At 65.6% G+C, this 18,047-nt stretch carries 16 protein-coding genes and 1 pseudogene; all 17 read right to left on the bottom strand.

Annotation, left to right across the window (positions count from 1 at the left end; all coding sequences use genetic code 11):
* Positions 1-23: 23 nt before the first annotated feature.
* Positions 24-1,085: a toprim domain-containing protein gene (locus JZY08_RS06585; RefSeq protein ID WP_080921892.1), complete on the bottom strand. Its 1,062-nt coding sequence runs from the start codon at positions 1,083-1,085 to the stop codon at positions 24-26.
* A complete protein-coding gene (locus JZY08_RS06580; protein WP_216331376.1) occupies positions 1,086-5,420 on the bottom strand; it encodes a strawberry notch-like NTP hydrolase domain-containing protein in 4,335 nt (1,444 codons plus the stop codon).
* 158 nt (positions 5,421-5,578) lie between these two features.
* Entirely contained in the window at positions 5,579-6,223 is a 645-nt protein-coding gene (locus JZY08_RS06575) for an antitoxin of toxin-antitoxin stability system (protein WP_080921890.1), read from the bottom strand.
* The gene (locus JZY08_RS06570; protein WP_080921889.1) at positions 6,216-6,632 is read right to left on the bottom strand and encodes a hypothetical protein; all 417 of its coding nucleotides are present in this window, start codon (positions 6,630-6,632) and stop codon (positions 6,216-6,218) included. The genes JZY08_RS06575 and JZY08_RS06570 overlap by 8 nt, the downstream gene beginning before the upstream one ends.
* Before the next feature lie 68 nt (positions 6,633-6,700).
* Positions 6,701-7,258 (bottom strand): hypothetical protein, encoded by a 558-nt coding sequence (locus JZY08_RS06565; protein WP_080921888.1) that lies wholly within the window; start codon positions 7,256-7,258, stop codon positions 6,701-6,703.
* A gap of 152 nt (positions 7,259-7,410) precedes the next feature.
* Positions 7,411-7,833, bottom strand: a complete 423-nt coding sequence (locus JZY08_RS06560; RefSeq protein ID WP_080921887.1) for an antirestriction protein — start codon at positions 7,831-7,833, stop codon at positions 7,411-7,413.
* A 91-nt stretch (positions 7,834-7,924) separates the two neighbouring features.
* Positions 7,925-8,224, bottom strand: coding sequence for a hypothetical protein (locus tag JZY08_RS06555; protein WP_080921886.1), 300 nt, complete (start codon positions 8,222-8,224; stop codon positions 7,925-7,927).
* Positions 8,221-8,487 (bottom strand): DUF6117 family protein, encoded by a 267-nt coding sequence (locus JZY08_RS06550; protein WP_080921885.1) that lies wholly within the window; start codon positions 8,485-8,487, stop codon positions 8,221-8,223. The genes JZY08_RS06555 and JZY08_RS06550 overlap by 4 nt, the downstream gene beginning before the upstream one ends.
* Before the next feature lie 102 nt (positions 8,488-8,589).
* Positions 8,590-10,764: a chromosome partitioning protein ParB gene (locus JZY08_RS06545; protein WP_111383223.1), complete on the bottom strand. Its 2,175-nt coding sequence runs from the start codon at positions 10,762-10,764 to the stop codon at positions 8,590-8,592.
* A gap of 165 nt (positions 10,765-10,929) precedes the next feature.
* Positions 10,930-11,877, bottom strand: a complete 948-nt coding sequence (locus JZY08_RS06540; RefSeq protein ID WP_080921945.1) for a hypothetical protein — start codon at positions 11,875-11,877, stop codon at positions 10,930-10,932.
* A complete protein-coding gene (locus JZY08_RS06535; protein ID WP_080921883.1) occupies positions 11,877-12,830 on the bottom strand; it encodes an ArdC family protein in 954 nt (317 codons plus the stop codon). Before JZY08_RS06535 ends, JZY08_RS06540 begins: the two co-directional genes overlap by 1 nt.
* A 168-nt stretch (positions 12,831-12,998) precedes the next feature.
* The gene (locus tag JZY08_RS06530) at positions 12,999-13,211 is read right to left on the bottom strand and encodes a hypothetical protein (protein ID WP_245421736.1); all 213 of its coding nucleotides are present in this window, start codon (positions 13,209-13,211) and stop codon (positions 12,999-13,001) included.
* Positions 13,212-13,417: 206 nt separating this feature from the next.
* The gene (locus JZY08_RS06525) at positions 13,418-13,681 is read right to left on the bottom strand and encodes a hypothetical protein (RefSeq protein WP_080921881.1); all 264 of its coding nucleotides are present in this window, start codon (positions 13,679-13,681) and stop codon (positions 13,418-13,420) included.
* On the bottom strand, positions 13,682-15,040 hold the full coding sequence (locus tag JZY08_RS06520; RefSeq protein WP_080921880.1) for a YhcG family protein: 1,359 nt from the start codon (positions 15,038-15,040) through the stop codon (positions 13,682-13,684).
* Complete coding sequence (locus JZY08_RS06515) at positions 15,040-16,281, bottom strand: site-specific integrase (RefSeq protein WP_080921879.1); 1,242 nt, start codon at positions 16,279-16,281, stop codon at positions 15,040-15,042. The genes JZY08_RS06520 and JZY08_RS06515 overlap by 1 nt, the downstream gene beginning before the upstream one ends.
* Positions 16,282-16,476: 195 nt before the next feature.
* Positions 16,477-17,169: pseudogene (locus JZY08_RS06510) on the bottom strand (RadC family protein); the annotation flags it as partial.
* Positions 17,170-17,182: 13 nt separating this feature from the next.
* On the bottom strand, positions 17,183-18,016 hold the full coding sequence (map, locus tag JZY08_RS06505) for a type I methionyl aminopeptidase (protein ID WP_003495840.1): 834 nt from the start codon (positions 18,014-18,016) through the stop codon (positions 17,183-17,185).
* Positions 18,017-18,047: the final 31 nt, after the last annotated feature.

The raw sequence follows: 18,047 nt of genomic DNA, 5'->3' as shown, positions 1-18,047 counted from the left end.
CCGCTGCACCTGACCGTGACCGATCAGGCCGCCAGCACCATGAAGCGTGCTATGTCCTGCGAGACGATCTGGTCCCGCAGCCGTGCCGCCAATGAGTCGTGGCCGAGGAGCCTGAGATCTTCGTTGAAGTCACCGAGCCGTGGCGTGAGCACGACCGCCTCGATCCCGACTGCGCTCGCACGCTCCGTCAGGGTCGCCATCGCACCATCGCCGGCCGGATCGTTGTCGCGGGCGATATAGAGCCGCCGCAGCGTCGTCGGGAACAGGATGGCGCTGAGATGGGCCGCCGAGAGCGCCGCCAGAGACGGCATAGCGGGCAGAACCGTGCGGACGGACAGTACCGTTTCGATGCCTTCGCCGGCCGTCATCACCTCGCTGCCCATGCCGAAGCGGACGGCGTTTCCTAGGAGATCACCCATCGCGCGCCGGGGCGTCTCGATCGGCGCACGGCCAAGACGCGCCTCGGTGAAGCCGCCGGGATCGAGCCAGGTGCGGTGCGCGCCCGTAATGGTGCCGGCGGGGTCGGTGACGGCAGCGATCATCGCCGGCCAGGTCTCGGTCGGCGCGTTCTCGTCGGCCCGATAGTAGCAGCGGGGGTGGAAGCGCAGGGCTCCGGTTTCGTGCAAAGCCGTAATGGCGCGATTGCGCAAATACGTTTCCACGAGCGTCCGTCCGATGGGCTTCGCCATGGCAAGGAGCCGCCGCGAGGCTTCGGGCGATCCCGCCGGCGCCGATGCCGGTCGCCAGTCACGCTTCCCCGGTTCGGGTTCAGGATGCGGCAAGGCGAGGAAGGACCGGGCCTCGTCGGCGACGTCCTTGAAGTCGATCAGCCCGCAGCTTTCGCGGATGACGTCGAGAAGATCGCCATGCTCGCCAGTCGCGGAATCCGTCCATTTGCCCGCTGCGCCCTTGCCGGTTTCCGGCCCGGTCAGCCGGACGAACATCGACCGGCCCGGCGTGTTGCGGACGTCGCCGACCTGCCAGTATCGTCCGGCTCGGTGGCCGGACGACAGATAATGACGGCAAACCGCCTCGGCGTGTCGGCCGAGACGGATCGCCAGTTCGGAAGCTGCGAGGCGAGCCATTTACGCCGCCTCCCGCTCACCGATGCGCTCGACAGGCCAGCGTTCGAGCAGCTTTGCGAGCACGATCGGCCCATTGGCGTCGACCGGCACGAACATGCGCAGCTTCCACGAGATGATTTCGTGGAACAGGCCATAGGCGGTGAGCCGCTCGCGCATGGTGTCGGTGAAGCCGGAGAGTTCGATGCGGTTCGCGCCCATGACGCGAGCGCGCCGAAGCTGAAGGCCCTCGGCGAGATCGAGGATCGTGCGACCGTCCATCAGCGCCATGAAGGCGTCATCGGGCTTGAGCGCGGTCGTGCCGGTCGTGGTCGCGTTGGCGGCCCAGGCCGGAGAGACCTTGCGGCCGATGATGCGTTCACCGTCATCGGTCTGGAGGCGATACACGCGCGTCGATTCATTCGGCAGGCGTTTCCAGATGGGGAGCAGCAAGCCGGTGACGACATGGATCGTGCTGTCGGCAAACTCCGGCACCTCGGCGATCTCGGCGTTCCAGGCGGCGGCGAACGCATCTTGATCGGCCTCGATCCAGTGCGTTTCGGCCATGGTCTTGAGGGGAATGTTATGCCCCTCCATCGGGCGCAACAGGCGAACGCGGCGCTCGATCTCGCCATCGTCGAGCATGATGCTGGTGGTCGGCACCTGCACGGCGGCCCGGCCGGAACGCTCGTTGACGAGGAGCTTCGCGCGCCGGTCATCGAGATGGCCGAGTGCTGCGTCCAGCGTCAGCGGACGATTGCGCTCGCGCTGCGTGATGGTCAGCAGTCGGGTTTCCGCGCCGGTGCCGGGATGGACATAGATGGTCTTGCGGTCGGTGACGATGAACCGCTCGGCGGTCAGCGTCTCCAACCCGGCGTCATAGGTGCCGCTGGCGATGGCCCCCTCGATGCGCGCCGTCAGCAATTGTTCGAAGGCGGTGAAGAGGACGCCCTGAAGCTCGATGGTCAGCGCCAGTAGCCGATTGAGGAAGGTGGTGATCGGCGGCAGCTCGTCCTTGATGCCGGTCGAATCCATAAGCTTCAGGCCGGTGGCGGACTCGAAACGGTCGAGCGAGCAGCCTTCGACCTTGCCGCGCACCAGCAGCATGTAGAGCTGGCGCAGCGCATCGCGCGCATAGGGGCTTTCCAGATTGTCTTCGGGGCGGAACAGACCTTGCCCGCCCGTCTGGCGCTGGCCCCGCGTGATGGCGCCGAGCGTGTCGAGGCGGCGAGCGATGGTCGACAGGAAGCGCTTCTCGGCCTTCACGTCCGTCGCGATCGGGCGGAAGAGCGGCGGCTGCGCCTGATTGGTGCGGTGCGTGCGGCCGAGGCCCTGGATGGCGGCGTCGGCCTTCCAGCCGGGTTCGAGGAGGTAATGGACGCGCAGGCGCGTGTTCCGCGCCGACAGCTCGGCGTGGTAGCTGCGTCCCGTGCCGCCGGCGTCGGAGAAGATCAGGACGCGCTTGTTGTCGTCCATGAACGCCTGCGTCTCGGCGAGATTGGCGGACGCGGCGCGGTTCTCCACCACGAGCCGCTGGCCCTTGCGGACGATCCGGCGCGAGCGGCCCGTCACCTCGGCCACCATGTCGGTGCCGAAGTGCTGAACGATCTGGTCGAGCGCGCCGGGGACGGCCGGCAGGCTCGCCAGCTTCTCGATCAGCGCGGTGCGGCGGGCGACAGCCTCCCGGCTTTCGACGGGCTGGCCGTCACGCATGACCGGACGCGACGAGACCTTGCCGTCGCTGTCGGTGAACGGCTCGTAGAGCTGAACCGGGAAGCTGGTTTCGAGGTAGGACAGGACATATTCGCGCGGCGTGATGTCCGCCCGAATATCGTTCCATTCTTCTGTCGGGATGTCGGCCAGACGCCGCTCCGTCAGCGCCTCGCCGGTCGAGACGATCTGGATCACGGCGGAATGACCGGCTTCCAGATCGGCGGTGATCGACCGGATCAGGGTCGGCGTTTTCATGCTGGTGAGCAGATGGCCGAAGAAACGCTGCTTGGCGGACTCGAAGGCCGAGCGGGCGGCGGACTTCGCCTGCTTGTTCAGCGTGCCGGACGATCCGGTGATGTTGGCGGCCTCCATCGCCGCGTCGAGATTGTTATGGATGATGGCGAAGGCCCCGGCATAGGCGTCGTAGATGCGGGTCTGCTCAGGGCTAAGCGCGTGCTCGACCAGCTCATATTCCACGCCGTCGAAGGAAAGCGAGCGGGCGGTGTAGAGGCCAAGCGCCCGAAGGTCGCGAGCCAGAACCTCCATCGCCGCGACGCCGCCGGCTTCGATCGCCTCGACAAACTCGGCCCTGGTCGAGAACGGGAAATCCTCGCCGCCCCAGAGACCGAGCCGCTGGGCATAGGCGAGATTGTGGACGGAGGTGGCGCCGGTCGCCGAGACATAGGTGATGCGGGCGTTCGGGAGCGCGTGCTGGAGGCGAAGCCCGGCGCGGCCCTGCTGCGAGGCGGCGACGTCGCCGCGTTCACCCTTGCCTCCGGCGGCATTCTGCATCGCGTGCGCCTCGTCGAAAATGATGGCTCCATCGAAATCGGAGCCCAACCATTCGACGATCTGCTTGACCCTGGAAACCCGCTCGCCGCGGTCGTCGCCCCGTAGCGTGGCGTAGGTTGTAAATAGGACGCCTTCGGGCAGCGTGATCGGCCGCCCTTGCGGGAAGCGTGACAGTGGCGTGACAAGCAGGCGCTCCATGCCGAGCGCGCTCCAGTCGCGTTGGGCGTCCTCCAGCAGCTTGTCGGATTTGGAGATCCAGACCGCCTTGCGCCGGCCCTGAAGCCAGTTGTCGAGGATGATCGCGGCGGACTGGCGGCCCTTGCCGACGCCGGTGCCGTCGCCGATGAAGAAGCCGCGCCGGAAGCGCACGGCCTTCTCGGCATCGTCGCGCGCGGCCGAGACGAGATCGAACGTCTCGTCCACCGTCCACGAACCGGCGAGATAGTCCGAATGGGCTTCGCCCGCATAGACCAGCGTTTCGAGCTGGGCGTCGGACAGGAGATCGCGGATGTTGGCGGGGAGATGCGGGCGATAGCTCGGCTTCGGCGGCGCGACGGACGCCATCGCCGCCGACTGCACCAGCTTGGTCGGATGGGCCTGAGAACCGGAAATACGGATCGCCTGCAATCCGTACTCTTCATAGATGGCGTCGGAGATACGGCCATCGTCGGTGGTTCCGGCTTCGGGCAGCGTGTCGACGATCTCATAGGCGAGCGCGACGCCTTCCGGCTCAGTCGCGACAGCGGCGGGCGCGATCCTGGCGGCACGGTTGAGATAGCCGCGCACGCTGCGCGCGGCGGCGGGTGCCGCGGCTGGAACGATGACGGAGGGATCGACCGGCAGGCGCGGCGGTAGATGTGCGCCGATCCAGTCCATAAGGGTCGCGGCATCCGGCGCGGTGCCCGGCGAGACCGGGAAGACCGTGGGATCATCGGCGGGCAGCTTGTCGATGACGGTGAGCCGCGTGGCGAAGGTCGTGCCATGCTTGGCGTAAACGCTGCCGTCGATCCCGGCGGAGAAGACGACGCGGCCGCGCTCCTGCAGACGGGCGAAGGCGTCGGTCCAGGCCGGAGCCTCCGGGCCGAAGTTCGAGCCGGTGATCGCAACGAGGCGGCCGCCGGGCGCCAGGCGCGCGAGCGCGGAGGCGACATGGCGGAACGCGGCGTCGGCCACGCGGCCCTCGACATGGACCATGGCCGAGAACGGCGGGTTCATGAGCACGACAGACGGAACGGTGGCGGCGTCGAGATGATCGTCGATCTGGGCCGCGTCGAAGCGGGTGACGGCAATGGCCGGAAAGAGAGAGGAAAGGAGCGCGGCGCGCGTGTCGGCCAGTTCGTTCAGCACGAGCGAGCCGCCGGCGATCTCGGCGAGGATCGCCAGAAGTCCGGTCCCGGCCGATGGCTCCAGCACGCGGTCGGCGGTCGTGATCGCGGCGGCAGTCGTGGCGACCAGGCCAAGCGGGATCGGTGTCGAGAATTGTTGGAGCGCCTGGCTCTCCTGCGAGCGGCGGGTATGGGTCGGCAGAAGCCCGACGATCTTGCCGAGCAGCGGGAGTGCTGCGACCTTCGAGCCGGCTTTGCGGAAAAGCGCCTTTCCGTATTTGCGCAGGAACAGGACGGTGGCGACCTCGCACACCTCATAGGCGGTTTTCCAGTCCCAGAGGCCGGTGGCGTCGGAACCGCCGAAGGCCGCCTCCATCGCGCCGCGCAGGGCAACGGCATCGACACGCGCACCGCGTTCGAGATGCGGCAGGATGAGCAGGGCAGCCGCGCGGACGGCGGCGGCAGAATCGCCGGGCGCAGCGAGCGGCGTCGCCGGCAGCGTATCGGCGAGGGGAAGCAAAGTGTTCATTGGGAAGTCCTCGGGAGAGCGGAAACGGGCAAGCCCGCCGGCGCTCTCTCTCGGACCGGACGGGCTCAAACCCGTCCCGGCCACTCTCTGCCTCTACAGCCGTGGCGATAGCCGACATGAAACAAGCGCCCGGCCGTGTGGCGGGGCGCTTGTCGAGGTCAGCCGAAACGGCGTCCGGTTTCGGTGAAGGTGTATTGGTTGGCGGTGATCGTCTCGTCCACGGCCTCGTCCGAACTGAGGTATTCGTATTCGCGTTCGAGCTGCCGGTAGAGCCAACGGGCGAGATCACGCAGCGCCTCGATCACGGCGTCTTCTGCATCGGCCGTCATGTCCTGATACGTGGGGCTGTCCCGCTCGACCGAGATCGCCATGCAATATTCATGGGAATAGCGGCCTCGATGACTGACATCGGCGCGGAGCTGATAGAAATTGCGGCGCTGGATCGCCAGCAGGTCATCGGCGATGGCGTGAAGGCGGGTGTCTTTCGGCGCGTACTCGCGAATTTCGCGGGTGGCGTTTTTGCGAAAGGCATAAAACGCCTGATAGCTGGCGCCATTGCCCTGCGACCAGAAGCCGGTGAACGCGATCTGCGGCTCCTGCCGGGTGCCGCCGCCCATGAGGCGGACGGACCGGGTTTTCAGGCAGATACCGAGGATTTTCGCGATGCGCTGGAAATCCTCGAAGACGGAATCATACCACTCGTAGTCGAAGCCGCCTTCACGATACCAGGCGCGCGCGATGTCCTTGGCGGCGTCGGAAAGCTCGCCGAGCTGATAGACGGTGGTTTCGATGATCTCAGGCATCGGGATCGCCTCCGCGCAGCACCTTGTCGAGCCAGCCATCGGTATAGATCCAGGCGACCGTCTCGCCGGTGGCGAGGTCGATGACATGAGCGCCGCCGCCAAAGCCGTCGAGGCGGGGCCGCGAGCAGAGGTTGGCGTATTGGAAGCCCCAACGACCTGTCAGACCGAACTCGGTCGCGCAGATCGTGACGAACTGGATCATGCGCGCGGGATCGCCGGTCTCGTCATGGCGCATCCAAAGCTCGGTCCCCCCATATTGGGGTTCGATCGAGAGAAGAAAGCCCTCGGAGGGAGGCTCCTCGGACGCTCCTTCCTCGGAGAGCTTGTTGTAGAGTTCGAGCGCGCGAGCGGCGTTTTCGGGTGTGCCGACGTTAAGCAGGCACGAGAAATGCGTAAGGTAGTTGGCCATGTCAGGCTCCTGAAATGGAAAACCCGGCGCAGGGCCGGGTCGAATGGATGGAAAAGCGTGGTTGGAAGTCAGGCGGCCAGCGGCATTCGCAGAAGCTCGGCCGCCGTCTCGCGCCAGAGCGCATCGACCAACCGCGCTTCAAGCTGGCTGGCGCGGTAGCGATGTTCGCGGGCCGAGGCGTGCTCGCCGCGACCGGACGCGGTGAAGGCCGCGCCGCGCAGCTTGCTGGCCTCGGTCACGACACGGCGGGCCTCGGCGTCGGATGCGACGGGCTGCTGCCAGAGGACGATCCCGGCCCGGATCATTCCTGCAATGACAAGGCCCTGGTCGCTGTCCTGAATGACGATGATGCGCGGGCGCAAGCGCAGCATCTCGTCGGTGCCGACGCGGATGTCGCCGGCCGCGACGCGGCGGCTGGCGAGCGACATGGCGTCTTCGGGGGACGGGCATTCGCCGATGGCGACGATCTGGTCGAAACCATCGGCGTCATCCATCCCCTCATAATAGGCGGTGCCGATGCAGGAGATCCGCAACGGGAGTTTCTGTGCGCGTTGCAGGGTCGGCAGGACATGCCGGGCGAGAATGGCGCCGATCGGGGCGACGCGGGATTGGCGGGCAATGGTCATCGGATCAACTCCGCGACGGGCGGCGGAAGCCTCTCCTCCACCTCGTAACCCGTCACGGACAGGCCGACCGGCCTCTGCCTCTCTCTCTTCGGATGACGGCCGTGGCCAGCACGAAAAATGCGCCCCACCGGATGATGGGGCGCATGGACCGGTCAATCGATGGCCTGGAATATCGCCGACGCCTCGGGGTGGCCGTCGAGATAGCCGTAAAGCCGCTCATAGCCTTGCGCGAGAAAGTCGGACTCGAACCGGAACGACAGATGCGAGAAGGCGAAAAGCGTGGCGATGATGCCTGCCGCCTCGGCCGAAACCTCGCCGCGATATTCCGTGATTTCGCTTTCGATGCGGAAACGCGGCTTCGAGGTTGGTGCGAGGAACAACGGCTGCCCGTCGATCTCATAGAAGTTCCAGAAGCCGCCGCCATAGTCCTGCGGGCTGAGGCGGTCCATCAGGGAATAGACCGCATTCTCGGCCACGATCAGGAGCGGCAGGCCGAACAGGGTCGGCAGGAACATCTCGCGCCGATCCTCGGGAACGAGGGTGGCGGAGGGTTTCACGAGCGTATCATTGGACATGGGAGGCGTCTCCAGAGAGCGAAACGGGAAAAGTCCGACCGGCTCTCTCTTCACCGCCCGGACCTGTCCCGGCTCCAAGGCCCTCTGCCTCTCATGGCACCCAGAGGCCCTCCGCGAGTTCGCGGGCGATCATGGCCCGCGATCTCATCATCACGTCGTCGCCGCGCGTGTCGGGATGGCCGAAGAACCGCGCGCCGGGACCGTTCGCGCACCAGTCGGCATAGTAGCACCAGGCGCGATCGGTCAGCCGGAACGCGACCATATCGGAAGCCCAATGCGGTTTCGGCACCACGACGACGACAAGGCCGTCGCGGTTTTCCTCCCAGGGAAGCGAGCGTTCAGCGGGGGGATTGCGGCGGTCCTCGGCGAATATCTCATCGACGGTCATCATGCCGTGCCCTGGCATTGTGCGGCCGTGAGGAAGCCGGCCGGATTATCGGGATCGGGCGGCAGATAGGCGTCATAGGGGTTGCCGTCCGCCAGGTGCCCGAACGGCGTCATGATGATGTCGCCTCCGTCGCGGCCGACCGCACAGAGGACGTAGCGCAGTTCGCCGGAAGTGGCGTCCAGGCACTCCATGAGGGCAAGATTGCCGTCGCCGGCCGCGCGCAACAGGGTGTTGAAGTTCGTGCGGGCATGTTCGGGGATAGCCATGAGGATCTCCTGAAATGAAAAGCCCGGCGCGAGGCCGGGCGGATTGAAGGGGATGCGACAAAGGCGGCGGGAAGCGACCTCGGCCGCTCCCCGCCGTTTCAGTCATTCGGCTGCGACGAGAGCGACGTGCTCGTCTTCGGCCTCGGTGGCTTCGTCCTCGTCGCCATCGCCTGCCAGGAAGTCCGGCAGGGCCTCGCCGTCGCCGGCATCGCCATCGTCCGCGGCGTCACCGTCGAGTTCGACCAGGCGCAGCGGCTCGGGCAGCCAGCCGGTTTCGGCCAGCAGGCGTTCGGCTTCCTTCGCCATGTCGCCCTTCTTCAGATGCGCGATGAGTTGGGCGGCGCGTTCGCCCGCACCTTCGCGGACGGCTTCGAGGATGCGGGGCTTGGTGACGCGGCCGAGATAGTTGTCGACCGTGGGCCTCCAGCCGCCATCCGCTACCATGTCGAAGCCGGTGGCGCGGGCGATCCGGTCTGCACCGGACAGGCGGCGATCAAGGCCGAACTGCGAAACGCCGGAACCGCTGTGGGGGTTCGGCCGCTCGTAGAGGGCGTTGACGCCGTAGCTGACGCAATGGGCCAGCAGCGCCATCCGGCTCGCCTCGTCGAGCGCGGCGATCCAGTCCCAGGCCGCGCCTTCGTCGGAAGGAACATCGGCCTTCCAGGCGTCGAAGCGTTCGTCGATGGCCTTGGCCGAGGGCGTGTCGCTGAGATCGCTGCCCTGCACGCCAAGATGCGGCTGTCGCACGCTGATCTCCATGCAGCCGGTCGGCGCTGCGTAGTGATAACGCTGCATGACCAGGCGGTGCAGGAGCGCGGTCATCGCGACATGCGGGTTATTGGCGAGCGCGTCGTGGAGCGCGAGCGTGCGATGGGCGGTGAGTTCGATCACGAGCCGTTCGGGGAGCGGCTTGATCGCGTCATCCTCGTCGTCCTCCGTATCGACCGGCTCGCCGCCGATGGTGATGACGGCGCGCTGGACGCTGGCCTGGGCCGCGACCGCGCCGCTTTCGGCATCCGTCTCGCCATCGCCGGCTGCGTCCTCGCCATCGCCAGTGACGGGCGCCTCGTCCTCGGGACGGACGTAGCCGCGAGCGACGACAAGCTGGCCGGCGCGATCGATGCTGATGAAGACGCCCGCGCGGGCGATCTCGGCAGCGTCATAGATGGCCGGGCGCTTCTCGAAGACGCTCAACGCGGCCTCGATCTCGCCGAGGCGCGCGTCGATGTCATCGGGCAGCTCGTCGTAATCGGCGTGTTCCGCCTCGAGCCGCTCGTATTCCTCGCGCAGTGCCTCCCGAATGGCGCGATCCTCCTCGCTCAGATCGGGGAAGGTGGCGTTGAGGACGCGAAGACCGCGATCATGGCCGTAAGGCAGATCGGTATCGATCTCGATCCACTTCCAGCCCTCCGCCGCGACTTCATCGGCGATGACCTTCAGCTTGTCCGAGACCAGCCGGTCCAGCAGCGCGGGGTTTTCCAGCCAGCCCTCGTCCTCGTCGGAGAACAGGTCGCGCAGCATCACGCCGCCGGCCTGCTCATAGGCTTCGACGCCGACGAACTGCGCGCGCTTGTCGTCAGTCGGCACGGTCGTTTCGGTGAGGAGGTCGCGAATGTACCAGGGCTGGCGATTGTGCGAACGCTGGATCGCCTCCCAGACCTGTTCCTGACGGGCATGATCCGGGTTGACGGTGAACGCCTCCAGCATCGCCAGCGTCATCTCGCTGCGCGCATAAGCGTCCAGCAGGGACTGCGCGACGCGGGCGAGGCGGAGCCGCTGGCCAATGTAGCGCGGCGTGGTGCGATAGGCGTCGGCGACTTCCTCCTTCGACATGCCGCCGTCGACCATGCGCTTGAACGCCTTGAACTGGTCGAGCGGATGCAGGGCGAGACGGACGACGTTCTCCGCGTAGGAATCGTCGACGGCCGAGGTCTTGGCGTTGGCTTTCTTGACCAAGCAGGGGACCAGCCCATCGGCCGGGAAGCGGCCCGCCGCGACAAGGCGGGCGATGGCGCGGTAACGCCGGCCGCCCGCCGGGGTCTCGAAATCGCCGGTCTCGACGCCGGCATCGTCGAGGATGGCACGGACATTGAGACCCATCACGAGGTCTTCGCGCCGGTCGATGTCATGGGTCAGCTCGTCGAGACCGTTTTCGACGTCGATCTCGCGGACATTGCTGTCCGACAGCCGGATGCGGTTGAACGGAATGTCGCGCGAGCGGGAAAACTCGATCATCGCGACGACGGGGTTCTTCTTGCGGGAAGCGGCCTTGGCCATGGTCTTTGCTCCATGACGGACTCCGTGAGGCTCTCTCTCGGATCTCAATCCGTCACGAAGCGAAGCGCCGCCCTCTCACTCTAGGAGGGCAGCGCCACGCACCATGCTCGCCGGATTGGCGCAGACGCACACATCCGGCTTTCCGTATTTCCGGCTTTCAGCCGATCAGATTCCGCACATTCCCTCACATTCGTTCTGCCAGAGATCGAGCTGGCCGTGATCGGCCGCCGTCGTCAGGTCCGCTTCCCCCAGCGGCACGGCGGAGCGGTGAAGATAGACTTCGCCACGAATGCCGCGCAGGCCGGTGCGGATCGTGGCGTCGAGCGACACGGCGTCGTCCCACGCCTCGGGATCTTGGTCGCGCAGGGTGCGCCACGCTGCATCCGAATGATACGGGCAGCCGATGCAGGCGCTCTTGGGAGGCAGCGGATAGTCGTGCCGCGCGAGCCAGCGCAGGCAATCGTTGCGGGTCATACCCCGCTCGATCAGCGGCCAGCGGTTGACCTGCCAGTCCTCGAAGGACGGCTTCATGCGAAGCGCCTCGTCGAGAGAAATACCGATCCACTGCTCGGCGACTGGCGATCCTGGCGAGCGCCGACCGGCTATGCCGAGTAGCTCGCGCACCTTCCGGCGGATCGGCACGATCTTGTAGGAAGAGGTGCATTGGCGGCGGATCATGCCGACGCCGATGCGCTCGGTCCTGAGAATGCGGGAGCCGACGGGAACAAGGTCGCCGTTCTCGTCCTCGTCATAGACGGGCAGTTCGGAGCCGGCGGGCGTGACCGTGCGGGTGAATGCCGGGATCGATGCCCATCGCTCACCGCGCGAGGCGGAGATGAGGTCTGCGCGCAAATCCCCGGCCGAGACGATATGGACAGGGAACGGCAGGACGTTGGGCGATCGGAGCCAGGCCAGATGCTCATAAACCGCCTTCGGCTCCCAGCCGGTGTCGGCGAAGATCGCACAATCCGGCATGGGGCCGATTTCACCATGCGCGGCCATCAGGGCGAGCGTGGTGGACTGGACGCCCGCGCCGAGACTGAGGACGCGCAACTGGATGTCGGCCGCGAGACCGGGATCGGGCGTGAAGCCGGGGAAAGCGAGCGCGTGCATCATGCGGCCCTCCGCATGTCGTCGGCGTCGGGCAGGTTCTCGGCGTCCGGCTGGAAGGACAGGAGCCAGTCCGCCGCCTTGCTGGCCTGCGAGGCGGCGCGGACGATGGCGCGATTGTCCTCGCGCAGCACCTCCAGCCAGGAGCCGATATAGTCCGCATGGCGCACGGTCGGGACGATGCCGAGCGAGGCGCAGCAGAATGCGGAGATCAGTTCGGCCGTGATTTCCTCGACCGAATAGAGCTTCGTGCCGAAGGAGCCGGAGAGGTTCCGGTTCAGCCGGTGCGCTGCGCCGCTGGCGTGACCGAGTTCATGGAGCGCCGTCCGGTGCCAGTTGATCGGCTCGAAATAGGCGGCCGGCGGAGGCACTTGCACATAGTCGAGCGACGGCACGTAGAACGCCCTGTTGCCGCTGATACGGAAGTCGATGTCCGTCGCTTTGATGAGCGCCTCGACCTTCGGCTCGATGAGGCCGGGCGGCGGAGGGGGCACGGCCGCCTCGATGTCATCGGGCAGGCCCTCGCATTGCGCCGTGTTGAACACCGAGAAGCGTTTCAGGAACGGGATCGCGTGGGCTTCCTCGCCGGCCTCATGGGCGCGGCGCTTCTCGTCCTCCGGCGTGAAGCGGTCGGCATAGACGACGGTGGTGCCGCGCTCGCCCTTGCGGACATTGCCGCCGAGCGAGAGGGCCTGACGAAAGGTGAGCCAGCCCTGGCCGGAGAAGCCATGTTGAACGACGGCGCCCCAGAGGATCAGAATGTTGATGCCACTGTAGCTACGGCCGGTGCTGGCGTTCTTCGGCAGGCCGAGCGGGGCCTTCGCCGCCGCGGTGCCCCATGGCTGGACCCAGGGGAGACGTCCGGCTTCAAGCTCGGCGATGATTTTGCCGGTGATTTCGTCATAGAGGTTCGCCCGGTCGGCGCCGGTGCGAGGGGTGCGGTCATGTCTGGACATCGCGGTTCTCCGCGACGGGCGCCGGAAGCCTCTCTCCCAGCCCTCGACCCGTCACGGCAAACCCGTCCGCACTCTCACTCTAGGATTTCAGGCGCCGCGCTTTGCCCGAGCACCGCGTCCGCGTTGATGAGCCACACGTCGCGCATACGGTTGGGACAGGCTTTCTAATCAGGCCACGCGCTCCGAGCGCCAGTTGCCGTCCTTGCCCTTGGCGAGCCGCCAGGTCTGTGCCGTGACCAGCGTCCCGCGCGCGGTGCGATAGTCGGGAACGGCGAGACGGATGGCATCGCCCTCGGCGTGCCACTCCGCGATGACGGTGACGCCATCGCCGAACTCGACCAGGCAGTCGGGCGCGGCTTGCCCGTCATCGTCGACGGTCACGCGGCCCTTCCGAAAGGCGTGACTATGAGGAAACAGGAATCGCATTCGGTCGCCTTCTTCTTCTCGGGCATCTCATGCTTTGACGATCGCGCGGGACGATCGCCTGCCATGGGGGCGTTGCGGGGTCTCCCCGCAGAAGGGGGTGTGCCGGTGACCTTGGCGCCGGCCAGGGGGAAGGCTTTCCCCCACCATCATGGATGCCGGAGCTATCGCATTTCCTCATCGGCGATGGCCTGCACCACGTTCATGTCCATTTCCACGACAGGGGACAGGCGGGCGACCTCTGACGCGACCTTGGCCCAATGCCAGAACTCGGACCTGTTTCCCTGCGCGCGGCTGCGTGCGGCGAGGCGCTGCGCTTCATAATAGGCGTGATGGCCGTGCGTCGCGATCATCGCCCGCGCGTCCTGCTGCCAGCGTTGGCGAATCTGTCTTCGCTTATCGATCCAGGCGGCCAGACGGCGGAACATTCAGCCGTCCTTTCCGCCACGCGCCCGCAGCTCCCTCAGTTCCGCCAGGAACGTCGTGCCGACATCGATCGCGCGCTGTGCGCTTGTCCCGTCCACATCGACACCATGCGAGGCTTCCAGCATGACGCGGAGCGAAGCGAGGAACGGTGTCGTACTGGCGGGTGCGATCTCGCGCTTCTGCAAGGCGCTCACCATTTCGCCGATACCGGCCGGTCGTTCCGGCGTGCCGCCATTGTCGATCAGGAAATCCCGCAAGGTCCGCTCGATCTCGATGCGCAGCTTGACGACGGACATGAGCGGAAATTCGCGCGCCAACTCCTCGACGGTCGGCAGGTCGCGTTGAAGCTGTGGCGGCAGGCCCGGCGACAGCCGGTATTGCGCGACGCCCATCGGCTTGCTGGTGTCGCGCAAGGTGTATTCGACGATCACCTCGTTGCGGCCCTTGCAGAGAATGATGCCGATGGTCGGCTGGTCGTCCGGGTGACGGAGCTGGTCGTCAACGGCCGAGAGGTAGAAGTTCATCTTGCCCGCGAACTCGGGCTTGAAGTCCTCGATCTTCAGCTCGATCACCACGAAGCAGCGCAGACGGAGGTGATAGAAAAGCAGGTCGAGATAATAATCCTGACCGCCGACTTCGAGATGATACTGGCTCCCGACGAAGGCGAAGCCCTTGCCGAGTTCGAGGATCATCGCGCGCAGATGTTCGATCAGCCCGCGCTCCAGATCGCGTTCCAGCATGTCCGGGCCGAGCGAGAGGAAGTCGAAGGTGTATGGGTCTTTGAGAATCTGTTGGGCAAGCTCGGATTGCGCGGCCGGCAAGGTTCGTGAGAAATTGGTGAGCGCGCTGCCTTGGCGGACGAACAGATTGCTCTCGATCTGATGGACGAGGACGGGGCGCGTCCAGCCATGTTCGATGGCCTGTCGGGCATACCAGGCGCGTTCTTCGGGCGCCTTCACGGTATCGAGCAGGCTGACGTTATGGCCCCAGGGCAATTGTGCAACGACCCGTTGCACAATTTCGGGATCGGGCCAGGCATCGGCCAAGGCCCGCATATATTTGAGGTTTCGGGAAGAAAGCCCGGTCATTTCGGGGAACGCCTGACGGAGATCCCCGGCCAGCCGGTCGACGACCTTGGCGCCCCAACCCTCGCGCTCCTGCCGGGTGAGAATATCCCGCCCGATGGTCCAGTAGAGCAGGATCATCTCGCGGTTGACCGACAGGCTGGCGCGATGCCGGGCTTCGATGATCCTTTGCTTCAGGTCGCCGACGAAGGCTGCATAGCTTTGCGGGTCGATGTCGGCGGCCGGCGCGGCTGTCCCGGCGCGACGCGGGGCGGGGGATTTGGGCGGTCGCGTCATCACGCGGCCGCCTTCAGGCGCTTCTTCGCCAGCATGGCGCGGACGAACTTGTCCCACTTCGCCATGCCCGCGCGCTTCTCGACCATATAGTGCCAGCGGTCGTAATGCTTGGAGCTGACGTCCTGCAGCGCGTGGTTCTGGAGGCGATCGCGGATTTCCTTCGATATGCCCGCCTTGCCGGCGAGCGTCTTGAAGGTGCGGCGGAGATCGCGGTTCGTCGCATAGGGGATCACGCCGCGGTCCCGCTGACGCCAGACGAAGCTATAGAGCGTACCGTGGCTGACCGGCTTTGACGGGTCTTTGGCCGACGGGAAATACCATCCCCATTCGTTCGGCGTGATCGACTCGATCAATTCGGCGGCGAGCAACGGCACTGGAACGGCGTGTGGCTGGTCGTTCTTGGTCTTCGACCAGTCGATGATCCGCTCCTTGGCGTCCCATTGATCGACATGCAGGCGCGCGATCTCCTCGACGCGCTGGCCGGTCAGCATGATGATCTGCACGGCGCGCGGGTAGGACGGATGGACCGGCGTATCGGGGCATTCGAGCCAACGATAGAGCTGGACGAACTCATCCTCGTCGAGCCAGCGCGTGCCTTGGACCTTGGGCTCGGTCGGAATGCCTGTCGCTGGATTGAAGGGGATGCGGAAGCGGCGGGAGGACTGCTGCCGATAATCGTTGTCGGACTTCATGCCCCAGGCGAAGGCGGCATGGAGATAGGAGCGCACATGGTCGGCCATCGACTTCGCGCCGCGATCGTAGATCGGGCGGATCAGCTCGATGATCTCCTCGGCCTCGATCTCGCGGGCGAGGCGATTGCGCCCAAGCGTGTCGGCGATCTTGTTGAGACCCTTTTCGGTCTCCTTCCAAGAAGGCTTCCCGGCGTCCTTGAGCGCGGCGACATAGCCCTCGAACAGATCGGCGACCGTGCCGGGGCGCGTGTCGGTGGCGATCTTGATGCTCCGGCCTTTCTGGATGACGTCGGCAAAGTCGCGCTTGAAGATTTCGCGGGCCTGGGCGAGCGACATTGAGGGATAGGCGCCGAGCTTCTTCTTCGTGCGCTTACCGTCGCGCCATTGTTGCGCCATCCAGTCGGCGGTGACGCGCTTCGGCATGGGCTTGAGAACGAGGACGAGACGGCCGGTGCCGCGTCCTTCGCCATCGGCGAGGTTTTCCTGCTTCTGGCTTATCTCGACGCGCTTGAGCGCATGTCGGATCGTGGTGTCGGTGAGTGCGGCCATGGCGTTTCCTCCTTTCCGGGACTGGGATCGGTCGGGGAGAAACAGGGATCGCTTGCTGGGAGCGGAAGGCCGTTTGTTACCCCTCTTACAGCCCCCAATTTGCCAAAACCACCCCCACTACGCAAGGGCTAAAAATCACTAACTCCCTAGTGTTTCAACGTGCTTGAGCGTGATCGAGCGGGATCAAAATCAGTGAGTGGGGTGATTGTGGATTAAAATCAAGGCGGTAGATGAAAGTTCAAGCGCGCGGCGAACGACTTCCCGGGGGTAGACCGGGGTGTGGTCGACGGTTCCCAGGCCCTGTACCTCATCGGCGATCAGCACATTGCGCTTGTCGAGGAACAGGATGCGGAACTGTTCGCGTGTCTCATGGGCCATGGCCGCGTGGCAATAATCGATGACAGAAGACCAGGAGCCGAGAACCTGCTTGTTGCGGATCTCACCTTTCAGCATGCGCTGCGAAACCGAGGCGACGAGCTTCAGATCGAGTGCCACGGCCTCGCCCACGCCCTTCACCTCCTGCAACAGCGGCAGCGACGCGCCGAGCACGCCGCCCAGGGTTCCAAAGCGGGCTATCAGCGCCTTGGCGATGGGTTTGGTATCGCGTCTGGGGATGAGCCGGAACAGCAAAAGTTCCAGCAATTCATAGTCGGCAAGCGCCGTGTCGCCGCCATCGCGATAGCGCGCCCGCAACCGGTCCCGGTGGCCGTGAAAATGGGCGGCATCCGCTTCCTGTTCCCCAACGGCCGCGGCCGGTTTTTTCGGGGCGCTTCTTGGTTCGGCGAAAAAGCCGCGCTCATCCGCTCCGTCGAAAAGATCGCCTTCGCCTGCCTGAAAGCCGGACGTTTGGGAAGGATCGGCGGAAGGCGGGGCGGGGCGTTTTGCCATAGGCGGTCTGGCCTTATGTGAGCGGCGGCAGGCCCGGACGGTCGAAGCCACCCGGCGACAGCGTGAAGATTTCGCAGCCGGTGGCCGTGACGCCGACGGCATGTTCGTATTGCGCGGAGAGCGAGCGGTCGCGTGTCACCGCCGTCCAGCCGTCGGAGAGCACCTTCACATGCGGCTTGCCGAGATTGATCATCGGCTCGATGGTGAAGATCATGCCCTCGCGGATTTCCGGGCCTTCGTCCGGGCGGCCGTAATGCAGGATATTGGGCGTGTCATGGAACAGGCGTCCGACGCCGTGGCCGCAGAAGTCACGCACCACCGAGCAGCGCTCGGCCTCGGCATAGGCCTGTATGGCCGCGCCGATCGCACCGGTGCGCGCACCGGGCTTTACCGCTGCGATGCCGCGCATCAGGCACTCGTAGGTCACTTCCATGAGGCGCTCGGCGGCGCGCTTGATCTGGCCGACCGGATACATGCGGCTCGAATCGCCGTGCCAGCCATCCAGCACATAGGTCACGTCGATATTTACGATGTCGCCTTCGCGCAGTGGCTTCTCGTCCGGAATGCCATGGCAGACCACGTGGTTGATCGAGGTGCAGACGGACTTCGTATAACCGCGATAGTTCAGTGTTGCCGGCAACGCGCCATGGTCGGCACCGAATTCGAACACGAAACGGTCGATGGCATCCGTCGTAACACCCGGCTTGACGATTGCGGCCAGCTCGTCGAGGCAACGCGCCGTCAACTGGCACGCCTTGCGCATTCCCGTGAAATCCTCCGCCGTGTAGAGGCGGATGACGCCGGTATTCTTCAAGGGAGCGGATGCCGCGTCGATATAGGTGACCATGATCGTGCTTTCTGTCTTTTTACATCTTCGT

The organism is Rhizobium sp. X9 (assembly GCF_018873185.1).
Taxonomy (GTDB): Bacteria; Pseudomonadota; Alphaproteobacteria; order Rhizobiales; family Rhizobiaceae; genus Agrobacterium; species Agrobacterium oryzihabitans.
Note: the sequence above shows the minus strand (reverse complement) of the source record. Positions and strands in the feature narration are given on the sequence as shown.